This is a genomic window from Rhizobium cauense, assembly GCF_019511525.1.
Lineage (GTDB): Bacteria > Pseudomonadota > Alphaproteobacteria > Rhizobiales > Rhizobiaceae > Rhizobium > Rhizobium cauense.
The window spans coordinates 353,129-372,932 of sequence record NZ_JAEUAT010000005.1 but is presented as its reverse complement, the minus strand read 5'-3'; the positions used below and the strand labels follow the sequence as shown (position 1 = coordinate 372,932).

The window sequence follows — 19,804 nt, the reverse complement described above, 5'->3', positions numbered from 1 at the left end:
CAGCAGCTAAGCGATTTAAAACGGTACACGTCGAGGAATTTTGCCGCTAAGGTTGCCGCCGGCCGGGGGGCGCGAAGCTTAATTTCGAATGTAACAAAAGCGGCGGATGCAAATTAGAGGGACGGCACCGAAACCGGGTATAGCGTATCGGCGCGCAGGCACCATGTTGGTGATCGCGGCTGCGTTCGCGTTTTCGCCGGTTCTTGTCCCGGAGGCTTTGGCCTTCAAGCTTTTCGGCATCACCTGGTGGGGCAAGGACGACGACTCGACCGCCGACCAGGTTCCCGATCCCGTCCGCTACGACGTAACGCTGACGACCGACGCGGTTGATCCCGATCTCAAGGAAGCTCTGGAGAACAGTTCCCGTCTGGTGGGCGATAAAGACCGTCCCGTCTCAGGTGACCTCGGCGTTGTCGTGAAAGCCAGGGACGACCGCGAACGACTGCTGGCCGCTCTGTATGAGAAGGCGCGCTACGGCGGCGTGGTCACGATCAGGATCGATGGCCGAGACATCGACACCCTTCCGCCAAACCCGACCTTCAACCGCTCGCGCCCAGTCCCGGTGACGGTAAGCGTTGCAGCGGGCCCAGTCTTCAAGGTTCGCGAAGTGCAGTTCGGCGGCGACGCAGCACGCCGCAATCCGGCGGACTACGATTTGGCGCCGGGCGAAACGGCCGGGTCATTGACGATCATCAAGGCGGGCGAGAAGATCGTCGACCAGTTGAAAAGCGAGGGCCGGCCGCTGGCAAAGCTGACGACCCGCAAGGTCATAGCCGATCACAGGACCAGCACCGTCGATATCGTGCTTGCCGCCGAGGGCGGTCCCGTCGCGCCGATCGGCGATGTCGGCGTCACGGGCGAGAGGGCGGTTCGAGGAGAGTTTATCCAGCGCTATTCGCGGCTGGACAGGGGTGAGCAATATTCCCCGGAAGCGTTGAGGAAGGCAGGCGAACGACTGCGTGCACTGGGCGTATTCTCCAGCGTCACCATCCATGAAGCAGATGCCCTGGCACCCGATGGCACGCTGCCAATGACGATCGAGGTGTCGGAAGGCAAGCAGCGCTATCTAGGCGTCGGCGCTCAATATTCGACGACGGACGGCTTCGGCATCAACGGCTACTGGGGTCATCGCAATCTCTTCGGTGCAGCGGAAGCATTGCGCATCGAAGGCTCGGTCGGCAGGCTCGGAGAGGCGACAGATATCGGCGATCTCGATTATTCGGCCGGTATCACCTTCACCAAGCCGGGCGCATTCGTCCCCGAAGCGACGCTGCGAGCCAGTGTTCTGGCCAAAACCGAAAACCCCGACGCCTACAACGCGAAGCTCGTCACCGCATCGCTCGGCCTTTCGTATGAGCTGTCCGATCTGGACACGATCACCGGCGCCGGCGAAGTCAGCTGGGAAAGGGACGACGATGCTTTCGGCACGAACAGCTACCTGACCTTCTCGCTACCCTTTCAATACGACCGCGACGCGCGCGACAACAAGTTCGATCCGACCGAGGGCTATCGCGCGATGCTGAAGGTAGCGCCCAGCTACGAGGCATACAACGGTACATTCTTCTCCAGTTTCGAGGGCTCGATCTCCGGTTATCAGGGGCTGGGTGCGGAGGACCGCATCGTTCTCGCCGGCAAGCTTTCCGTAGGTTTTCTGCTTGGAGCAGACGATCTCCAGAACATCCCGGCGACACGTCGCTTTTTCGCCGGCGGTGGTGGCTCGGTTCGCGGCTACGGCTTTCAGGAAATTTCGCCCCGCAACGCCGAGAATGAAGAAACTGGCGGCGCATCCTATGTCACCGCCTCGTTCGAAACACGCGTGAAGGTCACCGATACGATCGGCATCGTGCCCTTCATCGACGTCGGCACGGTTTCTGCCGATGTGGCACCGGACTTTTCCGATATCAGGGCCGGTGCGGGTATCGGCGTTCGCTATGCGACGCCGTTTGGTCCGCTGCGGCTTGATTTTGCCGTACCGCTCAACAAGTACGAAGATGGCACGGATTTCGGCATCTATGCCGGCATCGGGCAGTCATTCTGAAACGCACGCGCAGCTCGTCGCGCCTCGTGCGCCTTGAGCCGCCATAGAAACGGAGTAATGTCCGCGACCATGCAGACACTGGCGAAAATCTTGAACTGGATCGTGCGGCTGCTCGGCTATTCCGTTGGTGTCGTTCTGGTCCTGCTTGCCATCGCCATCGGTGTCTTTGGCTTCACATCCTTTGGCGCACGCATCGTCACCGACCGCGTCGCCTCGAGCCTCTCCAACCGGGATATGACCATCAGGGTCGAGAATCCCGAAGGGCTGCTGACCGGTGGCTTGCGCGCCAGCCAGATCGTGCTTTCGGACACGAAGGGCATCTTCGCGCAGGTCGACGGGCTTGCGATAAACTGGAATCCCCTGGCCCTGCTGACCGGCCGGTTCCACGCCAGAAGTGTCGAAACTGCAGCGATCCACATCCTGCGCCAACCCGTTCGCACGCTCCCGTCGCGTCCGGCCGCGGAAGGCGAAGGTGAAGGCGGCTTTTCGCTACCTGTGACGATCGATATCGACAGGATCTCCCTGCCGGAAATCAACCTCGCCCAATCGCTGATCGGGCGAGCCTTCTCGCTTGCCGCTGACGGCAGCGTGCGCGCCGACAACGAAGGTGGGAACGCATCGATCAACGTCCGCCGTCATGATGCTCCCGACGCAAAGCTCGTCGCCGATGTGGCCTTCATGCCGGATCGCAACCAGTTGCGCCTGAAGGCGAAGCTCACGGAGCCGAAGGGCGGCCTGCTCGCAGGCCTCCTTGCGCTGCCCGGCAACCCGGCCGTGGAAATCGGCCTGACGGGCGACGGACCGATCTCCGACTGGCGAGGCCAGCTACAGGCAGCGCTCGATGGACAGCAGCGCGCCGCGATCCAGGCACACCACACGCTGACGCCTGATAATCTCCACCACCTCGACCTCAAGGGCGGCGGTGACCTCAGTTCGCTGTTGCCGGCCGCCTTCCGCCCGCTTTTTGCGGGGCAGACGAACATCGACCTTGCCGCGACCTTCGACAACAAGGGCAAGATCGATATTCAGACCGGGAATCTGGCGACAGGCGCCGTTGTGATTGCTGCATCAGGCACGCTGGATCCAAAGGGCAAGAACAGCCTGAACGCCAACCTTTTGGGAACGTCGGGGCCCGTCGATTTCCGCTGGCCACTGGCCGAGGGCGAAGCGCGCTTCCTGATATCAGGCATCAATCTTTCGCTGACCGGCGATGCTAAGGCATCCCGCCTCAACGCGAGCGCCTCACTCGATTCCGCCGCGCTGCCGCAGGCCACGATGGGCAACGTGAAGCTGACGGCAAAAAGCGACAACTTCAATCTCGCCGGCCGCTCCGGGAGCGTTCAGATCACGCTCGCAGCGGGTGACACTTCGTTCGTCAACCCCGACCTGAACCGAGCGGTTCGGGGTCCTGTCACGATTACTCTGCCGCTGCAGATCTCATCGGATACGCTTGGTTTCAACGGCGCGACAATAGAAAGCGCAGCCGCCAACGCAGGCCTCAACGGCGCCTATAAATTGAGCGCCAGCTCGTTGACCGGCAACGTCAAGCTCACCGTTCAACCGGCGGCACTGCCGCCGGCAGTCGCAGCCCGCTTCACTTCGCCGATCGTAATCGAAAGCCAGGTAGCCGGGACACTTCCCTCGAAATTCAACGTCTCAAATCTTTCCATCAAGTCGAACGCACTGGAGGCCACGGGCGGGGTCGTACTCGATGAGGACACGCTCGATGCCAATCTCTCCGGTCGCATCCCTGATATCCAAGCGCTGTTGCAAGGTGCAACGGGCCAACTTGACTACCAGCTTAGTGCGAAGGGGAACGTCTCTGCTCTGGCGCTAACGGCAAACATCAAGGGACCCTCGCTCGTGATGGCCGGCCGGCAGGTCAAAGAGCTCGAAGTCAATCTTTCCGGAACGGCAAACCCGGAGGCGCCGAGGGCCGATATCACTGCCAAGGGCACGATTGACGACCAGCCGATCAATGTCAGCACATCCGTTCAGGCAGTGGATGGCAAGATACAGCTTCCATCGATCGCGGCCGACGTAGGCAGCAATCGGCTGACCGGCAACGTTGAGTTGTCCCCGAGCTTCGAACCAACAGGCGCGCTGACATTCGACTTCCCCGATCTCAGCCTTCTCGCCGCGCTTGGAGGACAGAAGGCAGAGGGCGACCTGAAGGGATCGGTCGATATTGCCAATGACAACGGCAAGATCGCCCTCAAAGTTGTTGCATCCGGCAGCGGCCTGAAGCGTGGCACGCTTGTGGTCATCAACCCGAACGTCAACATTGTGGTCAACGACCTCAAGGCTTTCGCCGCAACAGGCACGATCAAGGCGGATGAGCTCGCTTCAGGTCCCAACAAGGCGGAAGGCCTAGCGCTGAACTTCACGCAGCAACAGAACCGCACGAACTTCGATCTCGACGCGACCTATGACAGGGAGCCGCTTGTGGCGGCTGGCAATGTCGAAGTGAATGCCGGTACGACGCTGCTTCGTCTCGACCGCTTCTCGGCGAAACCACGCGGCATCCTGGTAGAACTATCGTCGCCGTCGGAAGTGTCGATCAGCGGCGGCACCGTCGCGCTGAATGCGATGGAACTCAAGACCGGCGACGGCTCGGTTCACGTTAGTGGTTCGGTCGGCGAAACACTTGATATCAAGGCTGATATCAGGAACTTGCCTGCAAGCCTTGCCAACAACTTCGTCCCGAAGCTCGATGCCGCAGGGACAATCTCAGGCAAGGTCACCGTCACCGGCATACCTGCAGCGCCGATCGTCAATTTCGAGCTGGATTGGAAGGATGCGGCCACCAGCCAGACGAAGGGCGCAGGGCTCGCACCCCTAGCGATTGATGCGAACGGGAAGTTCGCCAACAACACGCTCGACTTCGAAACAAACGCAAGCGGCAAGGGCGGGGTATCGCTGAAGGCCTCCGGCAGTGTCGTGACCGGTGGCCCGGACGCGCAGACGCTGAATATCGACGGCGATATCGTCAACGTCCCCGCCGGATTGGCGAACGCGTTTGTTCCCGGCCTGGCTGCCGAGGGTTCCATTTCGGGTAACGTCACTGCGGCGGGAAAGCTTCCGGCTCCGACACTCGATTTCAAGCTGAACTGGAAGAACGCCGCAACAAGCCAGACCAAAAGCGCCAAACTCTCGTCTCTGGGGGTGACGGCGAACGGCAACCTCAAGGACAATATTCTGAACTTCGATGCCGGCGCCCGCGGTAGCGGCGGTCTTTCGCTGCAAGCCACCGGCAATTTTGTGGTGGCTGGTGCCGATGCCCAGACGTTGAAGCTCGAAGGACAGGTAGCCAATATTCCGGCAGCCCTGGCCAATAGCTTCGTCCCGAATCTGGCTGCGGAAGGATTGATATCAGGAAGCGTATCAGCGTCGGGCAAGTTGCCGACACCCGCAGCAACATTCGATCTTTCTTGGAAGGATGCTGCAACCAGCCACACGAAAGCGGCCCGCCTTTCCGGCATCAGGATGACGGCGAACGGCGACTTTGCAGACGGAAAGCTGACGGTCAAAAGCGACCTCACCGCGAACGGCGGCATGGCACTGAACGCCTCGGGCAACCTCTCACTGGCGGGCACGACAATCGAGAGCCTGACGGCCGATGCAACGATACGCAACGTTCCGGCGAGCCTCGCGAACGCCTTCGTCCCCAATCTGGGCGCAAGCGGCACGATCTCTGGGACCGCCTCTGCCTCCGGAACGCTTCAACAGCCGGCGGCAAAATTCGACGTCACCTGGAAGGACCTTGCGACCGCCCAGACAAAAGCGGCGCGTCTATCTGCCCTCGCGCTCGGCGCAAGGGGAACCTTTGCCAACAATACGCTCGACTTCGAGACAAACCTGGACGGCGATGGCGGCTCCGCTCTGAAAGCGAACGGCAAGGTGACAATTGAAGGCACCGCCGTGAAGGGTCTGCAGGCGAATGCGACGCTCAGCAATCTTCCTGCCGCACTCATCAATAATTTCATGCCGGATCTAGGTGCTGAAGGAACGATCTCCGGGACGGCAACTGCCTCCGGCTCGCTTCCTGTGCCGGCCGTCGACTTCAAGCTCGACTGGAATAATGCCGGGACGCGCCAGACCAGAGCCGCCAACCTTTCCGGCCTTCGACTGAACGCCGCCGGCAACATCACCGACAACAAGATTTCCTTCGACGCGACGTTGAACAGCAGCCGCAGCACGCTACTGAAAGCGAGGGGCACGGCAAACCTGCAAGGCGCGAGCGTTCAGGGCCTTTCGGTCGACGCGGATATCGCGAACCTTCCGGCGAGCCTTGCGAATGGCTTCGTCCCGAACCTCGGCGCGGAGGGGACGATATCGGGCTCGGCAAAGACGTCTGGAACGCCAGCCAATCCGATCATCGATTTCAAGGCGGACTGGCGGGACGCGGCAACCACACAGACAAGAGCATCCGGCATCCGGCCGCTATCCGCCAACGCAGCCGGCAAGCTCGCGAATGGCAGGCTCGACTTCAACACGAACCTCGGCGGCAGCGGCGTGTCGATGAAAGCTGGTGGCAACTTCGTCGTGACGGGGCCGAATGCCCGCTCGCTCGCCATTGATGCCGACATCTCCAATTTGCCTGCCGGTCTCGCAAACGCGTTCGTTCCCGCGCTTGCCGCCGAAGGTAATATTTCCGGCTCGGTCAAGGCGTCAGGCAGGCTCCCCCTGCCCACAGTGGACTTCAATCTTGACTGGCGGGGTGCTGCAACCAGCCAGACCCGAAGTGCCGGACTGTCGCCCCTTACCATCGCCGCGAACGGACGCTTGAACAACAATCGTTTGACGATCGACACCAATCTCGCCGGCGATGCAGGGCTCTCGCTGAGGGGTGGCGGCAGCATTACCATCACCGGCAATCGTGCGATGGACATGCGCTTCTCCGGAAACCTGCCTTTCGCGGTCCTGGGCACGCAGCTTGCCGCACAAGGCTTTGTCGCCGAGGGCACTGCCAACCTCAATCTGCAGATCAGCGGCACTGCGGCCGCCCCGTCGGTGAACGGCACGGTGACGACGAGCGGTGCAAGGTTCATCGATGTTCGCCGCAACCTTGCCGTCAACAACCTGTCAGCCGACATCCGCTTCAACGGCAACGAGGCGGTGATCTCGCGCCTTACCGGACAACTTGCCAGTGGTGGCAGCGTCTCCGCGTCCGGCAGCGTCGGGATACGGCCAGACGCCAATTTCCCGGCCAACATCGACGTGCGGCTCGACAGAGCCGTCTATGTCGATGGCACGCTCGTCGTGGCAACCGTCGATGGCACGATCGGCCTGCGCGGCCCTCTGCTCGCCGGCCCGACGCTGAATGGCAGATTGCGGCTGGAACGGGCATCGATCACCGTGCCCGAGAAGCTGCCGAACTCGCTGCGCGAAATCGACATCCGGCACATCAACGCACCGAGGAACGTTCTCGCCCAGTTGCGCGACGAGAGCCAGCAGGGCGCGCGCACAAAATCGAACACCCTCAATCTTGATCTGCAGTTGGACGCTCCCTCCCAGATCTTCGTGCGCGGTCGCGGCATCGATGCCGAACTCGGCGGCAGCGTCACGATCCGGGGAACAGCGGCGGAGCCGATCGTTTCAGGCGGCTTCACCATGCGGCGCGGTCGACTGACGATTCTCAATCGCCGCCTCGATTTTACCAACAGGAGCCGGATCACGTTTGCGGGCGATCTCACCCCTGCACTCGACATGGAAGCCAGTTCGACATCCGGCTCGACAACGCTGACGGTCGATGTGACGGGGCTTGCGACCGATCCTTCGATCACCTTCTCTTCGTCACCGGCCTTGCCGCAGGACGAAGTTCTAGCACAGCTGATATTCGGCCAGTCGTTGTCGAGGCTGTCGCCGGTTCAGATCGCGCAATTAGCGGATGCCGTCGCCCAGCTGGCCGGCGGTCGGTCCGGATCGCTGTTCCAAGGTCTTCGCAACCAGCTTGGCGTCGACGATCTCGACATCAGCACCGATGCCCAGGGCCGTACGAGCGTCAGCGTCGGCCGTTATCTCAACGACCGAACCTACTTCGAACTGCAACAGACGACAGGCAAGGGCGGAGCGAAGGCGATCATCAACCTCGATGTCGGCCGTGGCGTCAAACTGCGCGCCGGAGCAGGTGGAGACGGTGAAGGGGAAGCCGGCATCGTCTACGAACACGAATACTAGAAGCCGGTCTTGCTGGTCTTCAGCAGGATATTGGTTTCTGTCGTATTGATGCCATTGATCAGTCGGATGCGGCGCAGCGTTTCGTCGAAGGAAACGAGATCGCGGTCCTCAAGTTCGGCAATGAAATCCCATTTCCCGTTGGTGCTGTGCAACGCGCGCACCTGCGGCAAACCGCGAAGCTGATCGGCGACCTTGTCCGCAAGCTTGCCCAGTACCTCGATCATGACAATCGCGCGCACGCCCGCCGCGCGGGTTTCATGGCCGGTGCGGACCGTGAATGCTGTAATGGTGCCGTTGGCAACCAACCGGTCGATACGCGCCGCGACCGTCGCACGCGATGCGCCGGTTATTGCGGCAAGGGAGGAAACCGGAGTGCGCGCATTGTGCCGCAAGGCGCTGAGCAGTTCCTGATCAAGATCGTCCATGGGCCGTCACTTTGTCAAAATAGACTTATCAAACTGATCAATCGTAGCGCATTATCGGCACTTTTTCATCTATTTGTCGCCGTGCCGATGTCTCAATATACCTTCGAAACGCGAGCAGGAGAGGGACGCATGCAGCCACAAGCAAGATCGGTCACACTTATTGGAGCGCCGCTGGAAGAAGGTTCGGGACGCCGAGGCGCGGCGATGGGACCGGCCGCGCTTCGCATCGCAGGTGTCGACCAGACCCTGATCGATCTTGGCCACGACGTAGTGGACGCTGGCGATGTGCATGTCGTCCCCGCACGCGACCTGCCGAACCATCCGAAAGCCCACAATCTGCGCATCGTCGGCGCATTCACCCGTGCGCTCGAGGCAGGCGTTTACGAAGCAGCCGCAGCTGGTCGCTTCCCGCTCATCCTCGGCGGAGATCACAGCCTGTCGATGGGTACCGTATCCGGCATGGCACGCTACGCGGCCAAGCAGGGCCGACCGCTCTTCGTCCTCTGGCTCGATGCCCATTCCGATTTCAACACGCCCGCGACCTCGCCCTCCGGCAATATTCACGGCATGCCGGTCGCATACTTTTGTGGTCAGGCCGAGCTTGCCGAAATCCTGCCGAAGGATCGCCCGTTCGTTGACCCGCGCAACGTCTTCCAGGTCGGCATCCGCTCGGTCGATGCACCGGAACGGGAGCTGATCAAGGAGCACGGCGTCAACGTCTTCGACATGCGCTGGCTTGACGAACAGGGCGTTGCCGCAACGATCCGCCAGATCCTGGGCGTCGTGTCCGATGCAAACGGCCTGCTGCATGTAAGCCTCGACGTCGATTTCCTCGACCCGGAGATCGCGCCCGGCGTCGGCACGACGGTGCCCGGCGGCGCAACCTTCCGTGAGGCGCATCTCATCATGGAAATGCTCTGCGACAGCGGCCTTGTCTCCTCGCTCGACCTCGTCGAACTGAACCCCTTCCTCGATGACCGCGGCAAGAGCGCCCGGATCCTGGTGGAGTTGACGGCAAGCCTATTCGGCCGTCGCATCTTCGACCGTCCGACCCGCGCCGCCTGAGGAGAACGACAATGAGCAACTCCAAGAACCTGATCGACACCGAACAGCGCCTCGGCGCCCACAACTACAAACCGCTCGATGTCGTTTTGACCCGCGGCGAAGGCGTCTATGTCTGGGATACGGACGGCAAGCGGTATCTCGACTGCCTCTCGGCCTACTCGGCCGTGAACCAGGGACATTGCCATCCGAAGATCCTCGCCGCGATGGTCGAGCAGGCCGGCAAGCTTACGCTGACTTCCCGTGCCTTCCGCAACGACCAGCTCGCGCATCTCTACGAAGAGCTTGCGGCGCTGACCGGCTCCCACAAGATCCTGCCGATGAACTCGGGCGCCGAAGCAGTCGAGACTGCAATCAAGGCAGTGCGCAAGTGGGGCTACGAGGTGAAGGGCGTGCCTGAAGGCAAGGCCGAGATCATCGTCTGCGCCGACAATTTCCACGGTCGCACGCTGAGCATCGTCAGCTTCTCGACCGATCCCGACGCCCGGACCGGCTTCGGTCCCTACACACCGGGCTTCCGCACGGTTCCGTTCGGCGACGCCGCCGCGTTCGCCGCCGCCATCAATGAGAACACGGTCGCGGCGCTGATCGAGCCGATCCAGGGCGAGGCGGGCGTCATCATACCGGAACCCGGCTACTTCAAGCGCGTGCGCGAACTCTGCACCGAGAACAAGGTGACGCTGATCCTCGACGAAATCCAGACCGGCCTCGGACGCACCGGCAAGCTGCTGGCCGAAGAGCACGAGGGCATTGAGGCCGACGTGACGCTGATCGGCAAGGCGCTCTCCGGCGGCTTCTACCCGGTCTCGGCCGTGCTTTCGAATTCCGAGGTCCTCGGTGTCCTGAAGCCTGGACAGCACGGCTCGACCTTCGGCGGCAACCCGCTTGCCTGCGCCGTAGCGCGCGCCGCACTCCGGGTCCTGACCGAAGAAGGCATGATCGAAAATGCCGAAAAGATGGGCGACTACTTCCTCGAAGGACTGCGCTCCATTCGCTCCAACATCGTCAAGGACGTCCGCGGCCGTGGACTGATGATGGCGGTCGAACTCGTGCCGGAAGCCGGCGGAGCCCGCCAGTACTGCTACACCCTGAAGGATCGCGGCCTGCTTGCCAAGGATACCCACGAACACACGATCCGCCTCGCCCCGCCGCTGGTCATCACCAGGAGCCAGGTCGACTGGGCGGTCGAGCAGATCGAAAAAACGCTCGCCTGAGCAGCATCAGGACTGGGCAATGCTCACTACATTGCCCGGTCAAAAATCAGCGCCTTCAATTTAGATTTGGGCAACACTCTTCCACTAAGGTCTGGAACAACCGTATCGAAACTCCCATTGGGAAGAGCACGCGCGGTTTGAAGGCAAAGTCCATCCTCGCCAATGGTGGCGCGGTTGCTTCTGCCCTGGCTTTTGACGGTTGGGACAATACTTATGGCTACGATCAACTCCACGAATTTCAGCGGCGATACGCTTGAGATCATTGCCTTCAGACTGCACGATCAGGAATTCTGCGTTAAGACGACGACAATCCGCGAAATTCGAGGCTGGGCACCCTCCACGCCGATTCCTCATGCGCCCTCCGATGTCATCGGCGTCATGAATCTGCGCGGTTCCGTTATTCCGATTATCGACCTTGCCTTCAAGCTCGGCATGAAGAGCACGGTGGCCAACGAGCGCAGTGCCATCGTCGTCGCCGAGGTCCACAACATGGTCATCGGCATGCTGGTTGATCGGGTCTCCGACATCCTCACGATCTCGTCCAGCCAGGTCCAGCCGGTTCCGGAAGTTACGGCCTCGTTTGACCGCGCTTTCTGCGAAGGCATCATCGCTTCCGAAAATGGGATGATCTGCTTCCTGAACCTCGCCAAAATGTTCAAGGAAAGCGAGACAGACGATCTCGCCGCCTGATACGACGCCCAACAAGAATGCAGAAGCCGCCCGCAGAGGCGGCTTTTTTGTTGACTGACACAATCATTATAAGAAATGCATCACGAATTCTACTATAGAACGAATATTAAATTCGCTATTTCTCATAAACTAGGCATTAACCGTTGAAGCTTGATCATCGGTTGTGAGGTCTCCAGCGAATTTCGATCTAGGATTGGTAGCGCGACTGTCGGTTGTTTCGCAGGCGCATGCCAACTGTCACACCGGATCAGATGTTCGCGGGCTTCGATCAAAAGGCTGACGCCGCAATGGCGCCTGCATCACGGGGGATGGGGAATGTTCGGTCTATCATCTGATTCAAGGCATGTTCTAGATGCCATTTCGAAGTCGCAGGCCATCATCGAGTTCGACCTGAAAGGCAACGTGCTGAGGGCGAACGAGAATTTCTGCAGCGCGCTCGGCTACGGCCTGATGGAGATCGTCGGAAAGCATCACAGCATGTTCTGTGATCCGGCCTACACGGCGACGGCGGAATACCGGGAGTTCTGGGCGCGGCTCGGCCGCGGCGAGTACGATACGGGCGCCTATAAGCGGCACGCAAAGGGCGGCCGCGAGATCTGGATCCAGGCGTCCTACAACCCGGTATTCAAGCACGGGAGGCCCTACAAGGTCGTGAAATTCGCGGCTGACATCACCGCAGTAAAGAGAAAGGCAGTGGAGGACGCCGGCAAGCTCGACGCGATTTCGAGATCGCAAGCCGCCATCGAGTTCACGCCGACCGGCGAAATTCTCACCGCGAACGAGAACTTCTGCAATGCCGTGGGCTACTCGCTCTCCGAAATCATTGGCAAGCACCACAGCATGTTCTGCGATCCGTCCTATATCAGGACGGACGAGTACACCGGCTTCTGGCGGCGCCTTGCCCAAGGCGAATTCATCTCCAATGAATTCGTCCGCTACGGCAAGGGCGGCAAGGAAATCTGGATTCAGGCCGCCTACAACCCGATCAGGGACGCTGACGGCAAGGTCTATAAAGTCGTGAAATTCGCGACCGACGTAACCCAGCGCATGAGCGCGATCGGCCAGCTAGGCGAAGCATTACGCCATCTGTCGGAAGGCGACCTCACCAGAACGGTCAACTCGCCCTTCGTTCCATCCATGGAGCAGCTTCGCCACGACTTCAACGCCACTGTCGCCAAGCTCGCCGAAACCATGAAATTGATTGGCGACAGCGTCCAGACGATTGCAGCAGGTTCGCGCGAGATCGGGGCCTCGGCGGATTCATTCTCGAAGCGTACGGAGCAACAGGCGTCATCCGTCGAGGAAACGGCTGCCGCCCTCGAAGAGATCACCACCACCGTCAATGACTCCAGCCATCGTGCCGACGAAGCGGGAAAACTGGTGGCCAAGACGAAGCATGGTGCCGAGCAATCCGGCCTCATCGTCCGCAACGCCGTTTCAGCGATGGATCAGATCGAGCAATCCTCGCGCGAGATCACCAACATCATCGGCGTTATCGACGACATCGCCTTCCAGACGAACCTGCTTGCGCTGAACGCAGGCGTCGAGGCCGCACGTGCCGGTGAAGCGGGCAAGGGTTTCGCTGTTGTTGCTCAGGAGGTCCGTGAACTCGCCCAACGCTCGGCAAGCGCCGCCAAGGAAATCAAGTCGCTGATCACGAAGTCAAGCGAGCTCGTCAGGAACGGCGTCGACCTGGTTGGCCAGACAGGCAAGGCGCTGGAAACCATCGTGACTCAAGTGGGCGACATCAATGCGAATGTCGCCGCGATCGTCGAAGGTTCGAAAGAGCAGGCAACCGGCATCAAGGAAATCAACCAGGCCGTCAATTCGATGGACCAGGCTACACAGCAGAATGCGGCGATGGTCGAGGAAAGCACAGCCGCAAGTCACAAACTCGCCGGTGAGGCGGAAGCGCTTCGGGGGTTGCTGGCCCAATTCCGGCTCGCTGAAGCTCAAGCCCAGCGCGGCGCACAAAGGCCTGCTGCTTCTCCGGCACTTCACCTCGTTACCCGCGTTGCCAGGGCACATGGCAGCGCCGCGCCGGCTGCGGGGAGTTGGGAAGAATTCTAGGGCCGGAGTCCGGCAGTGCTGTTGAGTTTTTCCGGGACGTCGGCATTCCGATGCCCCGGTCTCTCGCGTTTCCCGCTAATGCCGAGAGATATTTTCCGCCTCAGGTTTCCGGATAAGCGACGCCGCCTGAATGACGAGTGGATTCAAACCGCTGTCCTTGCTTTCGAGAATCTCGAACAGCTGACGCCGCATGCGCGGCTCCCAGAACTTGTTGATATGTGTAGCGACACCCTGCGCGGCTTCGCTCTCCGGCTGGCTCTTGAAGAAGGTCGCGATCTGGTTTGCCATATAAACCAGTTTGGAATGCGTATCATGCGACATCGGAGATACTTTCTGGCTGGATACGGTGCGGACGTGTGAAGATCTCGAAATCCTCGCCACGCACCAAGGCAACGAGCGTCATACCGGCTTCATCGGCCGTACGGATGGCAAGAGCTGTCGGTGCAGAGATGGCGACAAGGATGGAACTGCCGAGGATCGCCGCCTTCTGCACCATCTCGACGGAGAGACGGCTGGTGACGGCAACGATGCCCTGTGCTCCGGATTGCTGCCGAGCGATCACCGCGCCGCAAAGCTTGTCGAGCGCATTGTGACGGCCGACATCCTCGCGCACCGACAATTGGCCCTTGCCCGGCAGGTAGAAGCCGGCGCCATGTACCGCGTGTGTCTCGCGATGCAGCGGCTGTGCCCCGTTTAACAACGAAACCGCCTCAATGATGTCGCGGTAGCTCACATTGAGCGACACGGCAGACACGTCGGGCACCTTGCGCACGGCTTGCTCGATCGACTCGATACCGCAGAGCCCGCAGCCGACCGGTCCGGCCATGCTGCGACGGCGAGCAGTCAGCGCAGCCGCGACCTCGTCAACCAGCGAGATCTGCACGTCGATACCCTTGTCGCCCTCGATAATCTCGACTCCCGCGATCTGGCCGACTTCGGAAATGATCCCTTCGGTAAGGCTGAAACCAATCGCAAAATCCTCGAGATCCGCAGGCGTTCCCATCATCACGGCATGTGTGCTGCCGCCATAGGAAAAGGCGATCGGCACCTCCTCCGGCACGATCCGTTCGCCGGGCATCACGACACCGCCGCTGCGGGCGGTGCGCTTGACGGCAATGCGGGTTGGTCGCTCGGTCATTACTCCGCGGGCTCCAGCTTGCTGACGATCCGGCGGCTCTGGCGTGCCTGCTCGTCATAGCCGCGCTGCCAGTCGGTCGGGCCGTTGGAGGGCGAAACCTGCACCGCCGTCACCTTGTATTCCGGGCAGTTCGTCGCCCAGTCGGAGAAGTCGGTGGTGATGACATTCGCTTGTGTGTCTGGATGGTGGAAGGTCGTATAGACGACGCCCGGGGCAACACGGTCGGTAATGAGGGCACGCAGCGTCGTATCGCCCGAGCGGCTTACCAGCTTCACCCAGTCGCCATCGCGGATGCCACGCTGTTCGGCGTCGTGCGCGTGAATCTCCAGGCGGTCCTCGGGATGCCAGACGACGTTTTCCGTGCGACGCGTCTGTGCGCCGACATTGTACTGGCTGAGGATGCGGCCCGTCGTCAGCAGCAACGGGAAGCGCGGTCCTGTCCGCTCGTCGGTCGCGACATATTCGGTGCGGATGAACTTGCCCTTGCCGCGGACGAAACCGTCGACATGCATGATCGGCGACCCCTCGGGGTGCGCTTCATTGCAAGGCCACTGCACCGAGCCCATCTTGTCGAGATAGTCATAGGAGACGAGCGCAAAGCTCGGCGTCGTCGCGGCAATCTCGTCCATAATCTCGGAAGGATGCGTGTAGTTCCAGCCAAGCCCCATAGCCTGCGCCATCTTCTGCGTCACCTCCCAGTCGGCATAGCCATTGCGCGGGCTCATGACCTTGCGGACCCGGTTGATGCGGCGCTCGGCATTGGTGAAGGTGCCGTCCTTTTCGAGGAAGCTGGAGCCAGGCAGGAAAACGTGCGCGTAGTTCGCCGTCTCGTTCAGGAAGAGATCATGGACGACGACACATTCCATGGCGGCGAGACCGGCGGCGACATGCTTGGTATCCGGATCGGACTGCAGGATATCCTCACCCTGGACGTAGAGCGCCTTGAACGTTCCATCGACCGCCGCATCCAGCATGTTGGGGATGCGCAGACCCGGCTCATTACTGATCTTGACGCCCCAGAGCTTCTCGAAGATGTCACGCGTCGCATCGTCGGAGATATGGCGATAGCCGGGCAGTTCATGCGGGAAGGATCCCATGTCGCACGAGCCCTGCACGTTGTTCTGACCGCGCAGCGGATTCACGCCGACCCCGGGGCGACCGATATTGCCGGTCACCATGGCAAGGTTGGCGATCGCCATCACGGTGGTCGAGCCCTGGCTATGTTCGGTTACGCCGAGACCATAATAGATCGCGCCATTGCCGCCCTTGGCATAGAGACGCGCGGCACCGCGCACGAGATCAGCAGGAACGCCGGTGAACTTCTCTGACGCTTCCGGGCTGTGATGCGGCTCGGCGACGAAACTCGCCCAGTCCTCGAATTCCGACCAGTCGCAACGCTCGCGGATGAAGGCCTCGTTGAACAGGCCTTCGGTGACGATGACGTGCGCCAGCGACGTCAGGATCGCGACGTTCGTACCGGGCTTCAGCGGCAGATGATAGGACGCCTCGACATGCGGCGAGCGCACGATATCGGTGCGTCGTGGATCGATGACGATCAGCTTTGCGCCCTGGCGCAGCCGCTTCTTCAGGCGCGAGGCGAAGACCGGGTGCCCGTCGGTGGGATTGGCGCCGATAATGACAACGACATCGCTCTTCTCGACGCTGTCGAAATTTTGCGTGCCGGCCGACGTACCGAAGGCCTGGCCGAGCCCGTAGCCTGTTGGAGAATGGCAGACGCGGGCGCAGGTATCGACGTTGTTGTTGCGGAAGCCGGCGCGCACCAGCTTCTGCACCAGATAGGTTTCCTCGTTGGTGCAGCGAGATGACGTGATGCCACCCACGGAATCGCGGCCATACTGATACTGGATGCGGCGAAACTCCGACGCCACATGCGCGAAGGCCTCGTCCCAGCTCACTTCGCGCCAGGGATCAGTGATCTTCTCTCGGACCATCGGATTGAGGATGCGGTCCTTGTGGCTGGAATAACCGTAAGCGAAGCGGCCCTTGACGCAGGAGTGGCCGCGGTTCGCCTGCCCATCCTTCCAGGGCACCATGCGCACCAGTTCTTCGCCGCGCATCTCCGCCTTGAAGGAGCAGCCGACGCCGCAATAGGCGCAGGTCGTGACGACCGAATGCTCCGGCTGGCCGATTTCGATCACTGACTTTTCCGTCAGCGTCGCCGTCGGGCAGGCCTGCACGCAGGCGCCGCAGGAAACACATTCGGACGAGACGAAGTCCTCGTGCATGCCGGCTGAAACCCGCGAATCGAAGCCGCGGCCTTCGATCGTCAGCGCGAATGTGCCCTGCACTTCCTCGCAGGCGCGCACGCAGCGCGAACAGACGATGCACTTGGCGGGATCGAAGGTGAAATAGGGATTGGACTCGTCCTTCGGCGCCCATTTGAGATTGAGATCGCCATTGTTGCGAGCCTTGACGTGGTTGTCGCCATCATAGCCGTAACGCACGTCGCGCAGACCGACGGCGCCTGCCATGTCCTGCAATTCGCAATCGCCGTTGGCGGCACAGGTCAGACAGTCGAGCGGATGGTCGGAGATGTAGAGCTCCATCACGCCCTTGCGGACATCCTTCAGGCGGTTCGTCTGCGTCGAGACCACCATATCAGGTGCAACCGGCGTCGTGCACGACGCGGGCAGACCCGCCCTCCCCTGAATTTCAACGAGACAGAGCCGGCAGGAGCCGAAGGCATCCATCATGTCGGTGGCGCAGAGCTTCGGGATCTCGATGCCCACATCCATCGACGCGCGCATGATCGATGTGCCCTCGGGCACCGTCACCTGGTTGCCGTCAATGGTGAGCGTCACCATGGTTTCGGAGGTCGAGGCCGGCGTGCCGTAATCGGTTTCGTGGACGAGAGGCATGGTCTTACTCCGCCGCTTCGATAAGAGGTGTGGGGACAAAATCTTCGGGGAAATGCGTCATGGCACTCATGACGGGATAGGGTGTGAAGCCCCCGAGTGCGCAGAGCGACCCGAATTTCATGGTGTTGCAGAGATCGGCAAGCAGCTCGCGGTTTTTCTCCGGCTCGATACCACGCGCGATCTTGTCCGCGGTCTCGACGCCGCGCGTCGAGCCGATGCGACAGGGCGTGCACTTGCCACAGCTCTCGACGGCGCAGAACTCCATCGCGAACCGCGCCTGCTTCAGCATATCGGCAGTATCATCGAAGACGACGATGCCGGCATGGCCGATCAAGCCATCCTTGGCCGCGAACGCCTCGTAGTCGAATGGCGTGTCGAACAAGGAGCGCGGGAAGTATGCGCCGAGTGGGCCACCGACCTGAACCGCCTTCACCGGCCGCCCGGATGCCGTTCCTCCAGCGATATCATCAACCAGGTCGCCAAGCGAAATGCCAAATGCCGTTTCGAACAGACCGCCGTGCTTCACATTGCCGGCGATCTGGATCGGAATGGTGCCGCGCGACCGGCCAAGGCCGAAGTCGCGATAATAGGCTGCTCCCTTGTCCATGATCACAGGCACGGAAGCGAGTGAAATGACGTTGTTGATGACGGTAGGACAGTCGAAGAGGCCCTTGTGAGCCGGCAGCGGCGGCTTGGCACGCACAATCCCGCGCTTGCCTTCAAGGCTGTTCAGAAGCGCCGTCTCCTCGCCACAGACATAAGCGCCCGCGCCGGTGCGGACTTCCATATCGAAGGTCTTGCCCGAGCCCAGAACCGACGTGCCGAGGATGCCGGCGCTGCGGGCAATATCGATCGCGCGGCTCATCGCCGCGATCGCATGCGGATATTCCGATCGCGTGTAGATGAAGCCCTTCGTTGCCCCGGTCGCAAGGCCCGCGATCGCCATGCCTTCGATCAGCACGAAGGGATCACCCTCCATGATCATCCGGTCGGCAAAAGTGCCGCTGTCGCCTTCGTCGGCATTGCAAACGATGTATTTACGCTCGCCTGGCGTGTCGAGCACGGTCTTCCACTTGATCCCCGTCGGGAAGCCCGCGCCACCGCGGCCGCGCAAACCGGAATCTGTAACCTCCTTGACGACATCGGCGGGCAGCATCGAAACCGCGCGACGCAAGCCGGCGAGCCCGCCGTGAGCCTCATAGTCATCAAGCGACAGCGGATCGGTGATCCCACAGCGGGCAAAGGTCAGGCGCGTCTGGCGCTTGAGGAACGGCAGCTCCTCCACTTCGCCAAGACGGAGGGGATGATTCTCGCCGGTGACAATCCCGGCATCAAACAGCGAAACGACGTCCTTTGCCTTCACCGGCCCGTAGCCGATGCGCTTGCCGGAAACTTCGATCTCGACCAGCGGCTCCAACCAGTGCATGCCACGAGAACCGTTGCGTACGATCTTGGCATCGAGGCCGCGTGCAGCGATCTGCTCGGCGATCGCTTTTGCGACACGCTCCGCACCCAATGACTGGGCCGCGGCATCGCAGGGAACATAGATCCGGACGGTCATCGACGCGCCTCCGAAATCAGGGCCTCAAGATCGGAGGCGTCCACCCGGCCATGCACCTCGCCGTCCATCATCGCGGACGGCGAGCACGAACAGAGCCCAAGACAGAAGACAGGTTCGAGGGTGATTGCTCCGTCGGGCGTCGTTCCGTGCCAGTCGATCCCAAGCAACGCCTTGACGCGATCCGCCAGCGCATCGCCGCCCATCGATTGGCAGGACTCGGCGCGACAGAGCTTCAGCACATGCCGCCCGGCAGGATGATCACGATAGTCATGATAGAAGGTCACAACCCCATGCACTTCCGCGCGTGAAAGGTTCAGCTCCTTCGCGATGACAGGCAGCGCCTCTTGCGGGACATAGCCGAACTCATCCTGGATCTCATGCAGGATCGGCAGAAGCGGCCCTTCGAGATGCTTGAGATGGTCGATGATCGCGATCGTGCGCGTTGCGATATCGCCTTTGGCGACATGAATATTCATCAGCAGCCCTCCCACGGCCTGCAAATTGCACGTTGCGACGCTGGGCAGGGCGGGCTTTCCTCAGAACCCTA

12 protein-coding genes are annotated in these 19,804 nt (G+C 61.2%); 6 read left to right on the top strand and 6 right to left on the bottom strand.

Features of this window, described 5'->3' with window-relative positions:
- Positions 1 to 106 precede the first annotated feature (106 nt).
- Positions 107 to 2,038, top strand: coding sequence for an autotransporter assembly complex protein TamA (locus JNB88_RS12410; RefSeq protein ID WP_220355704.1), 1,932 nt, complete (start codon positions 107 to 109; stop codon positions 2,036 to 2,038).
- A gap of 69 nt (positions 2,039 to 2,107) precedes the next feature.
- Positions 2,108 to 8,218, top strand: a complete 6,111-nt coding sequence (locus JNB88_RS12405; protein WP_220355796.1) for a translocation/assembly module TamB domain-containing protein — start codon at positions 2,108 to 2,110, stop codon at positions 8,216 to 8,218.
- Here the strand turns inward: JNB88_RS12405 and JNB88_RS12400 are convergent.
- Positions 8,215 to 8,643, bottom strand: a complete 429-nt coding sequence (locus tag JNB88_RS12400) for an Lrp/AsnC family transcriptional regulator (RefSeq protein ID WP_220355703.1) — start codon at positions 8,641 to 8,643, stop codon at positions 8,215 to 8,217. The genes JNB88_RS12405 and JNB88_RS12400 overlap by 4 nt on opposite strands.
- A 129-nt stretch (positions 8,644 to 8,772) precedes the next feature.
- Here JNB88_RS12400 and rocF point away from each other — a divergent pair, with 129 nt between their 5' ends.
- From rocF to JNB88_RS12380, 4 genes are all read left to right on the top strand, one after another.
- Positions 8,773 to 9,708 (top strand): arginase, encoded by a 936-nt coding sequence (rocF, locus tag JNB88_RS12395; RefSeq protein ID WP_037132208.1) that lies wholly within the window; start codon positions 8,773 to 8,775, stop codon positions 9,706 to 9,708.
- 11 nt (positions 9,709 to 9,719) lie between these two features.
- Positions 9,720 to 10,919 (top strand): ornithine--oxo-acid transaminase, encoded by a 1,200-nt coding sequence (rocD, locus tag JNB88_RS12390; RefSeq protein ID WP_220355702.1) that lies wholly within the window; start codon positions 9,720 to 9,722, stop codon positions 10,917 to 10,919.
- Between the two features lie 213 nt (positions 10,920 to 11,132).
- Entirely contained in the window at positions 11,133 to 11,609 is a 477-nt protein-coding gene (locus JNB88_RS12385) for a chemotaxis protein CheW (protein WP_220355701.1), read from the top strand.
- Positions 11,610 to 11,924: 315 nt separating this feature from the next.
- A complete protein-coding gene (locus tag JNB88_RS12380) occupies positions 11,925 to 13,679 on the top strand; it encodes a methyl-accepting chemotaxis protein (RefSeq protein WP_220355700.1) in 1,755 nt (584 codons plus the stop codon).
- A 75-nt stretch (positions 13,680 to 13,754) separates the two neighbouring features.
- Here the strand turns inward: JNB88_RS12380 and JNB88_RS12375 are convergent, their stop codons facing one another.
- From JNB88_RS12375 to JNB88_RS12355, 5 genes are read right to left on the bottom strand one after another with little or no spacing between them, the layout of a single operon-like run.
- Positions 13,755 to 14,000, bottom strand: a complete 246-nt coding sequence (locus JNB88_RS12375; protein ID WP_037132201.1) for a formate dehydrogenase subunit delta — start codon at positions 13,998 to 14,000, stop codon at positions 13,755 to 13,757.
- Positions 13,990 to 14,817, bottom strand: a complete 828-nt coding sequence (gene fdhD / locus JNB88_RS12370) for a formate dehydrogenase accessory sulfurtransferase FdhD (RefSeq protein ID WP_220355699.1) — start codon at positions 14,815 to 14,817, stop codon at positions 13,990 to 13,992. The genes JNB88_RS12375 and fdhD overlap by 11 nt, the downstream gene beginning before the upstream one ends.
- Positions 14,817 to 17,696, bottom strand: coding sequence for a formate dehydrogenase subunit alpha (fdhF, locus tag JNB88_RS12365; RefSeq protein ID WP_220355698.1), 2,880 nt, complete (start codon positions 17,694 to 17,696; stop codon positions 14,817 to 14,819). Before fdhF ends, fdhD begins: the two co-directional genes overlap by 1 nt.
- Positions 17,697 to 17,700: 4 nt before the next feature.
- Positions 17,701 to 19,257, bottom strand: coding sequence for a formate dehydrogenase beta subunit (locus tag JNB88_RS12360; RefSeq protein ID WP_220355697.1), 1,557 nt, complete (start codon positions 19,255 to 19,257; stop codon positions 17,701 to 17,703).
- Positions 19,254 to 19,733, bottom strand: a complete 480-nt coding sequence (locus JNB88_RS12355) for a formate dehydrogenase subunit gamma (RefSeq protein ID WP_220355696.1) — start codon at positions 19,731 to 19,733, stop codon at positions 19,254 to 19,256. The genes JNB88_RS12360 and JNB88_RS12355 overlap by 4 nt, the downstream gene beginning before the upstream one ends.
- Between the last annotated feature and the right edge of the window lie 71 nt (positions 19,734 to 19,804).

What these genes read in the sequence shown, in the direction of transcription:
- JNB88_RS12385 (WP_220355701.1), top strand. Translation starts at nt 11,133, where the DNA reads ATGGCTACGATCAACTCCACGAATTTCAGCGGCGATACGCTTGAGATC.
- JNB88_RS12360 (WP_220355697.1), bottom strand. Translation starts at nt 19,257, where the DNA reads ATGACCGTCCGGATCTATGTTCCCTGCGATGCCGCGGCCCAGTCATTG.
- JNB88_RS12355 (WP_220355696.1), bottom strand. Translation starts at nt 19,733, where the DNA reads ATGAATATTCATGTCGCCAAAGGCGATATCGCAACGCGCACGATCGCG.
- JNB88_RS12375 (WP_037132201.1), bottom strand. Translation starts at nt 14,000, where the DNA reads ATGTCGCATGATACGCATTCCAAACTGGTTTATATGGCAAACCAGATC.
- rocF (WP_037132208.1), top strand. Translation starts at nt 8,773, where the DNA reads ATGCAGCCACAAGCAAGATCGGTCACACTTATTGGAGCGCCGCTGGAA.
- JNB88_RS12400 (WP_220355703.1), bottom strand. Translation starts at nt 8,643, where the DNA reads ATGGACGATCTTGATCAGGAACTGCTCAGCGCCTTGCGGCACAATGCG.
- JNB88_RS12380 (WP_220355700.1), top strand. Translation starts at nt 11,925, where the DNA reads ATGTTCGGTCTATCATCTGATTCAAGGCATGTTCTAGATGCCATTTCG.
- JNB88_RS12410 (WP_220355704.1), top strand. Translation starts at nt 107, where the DNA reads ATGCAAATTAGAGGGACGGCACCGAAACCGGGTATAGCGTATCGGCGC.
- fdhD (WP_220355699.1), bottom strand. Translation starts at nt 14,817, where the DNA reads ATGACCGAGCGACCAACCCGCATTGCCGTCAAGCGCACCGCCCGCAGC.
- rocD (WP_220355702.1), top strand. Translation starts at nt 9,720, where the DNA reads ATGAGCAACTCCAAGAACCTGATCGACACCGAACAGCGCCTCGGCGCC.
- fdhF (WP_220355698.1), bottom strand. Translation starts at nt 17,696, where the DNA reads ATGCCTCTCGTCCACGAAACCGATTACGGCACGCCGGCCTCGACCTCC.
- JNB88_RS12405 (WP_220355796.1), top strand. Translation starts at nt 2,108, where the DNA reads ATGCAGACACTGGCGAAAATCTTGAACTGGATCGTGCGGCTGCTCGGC.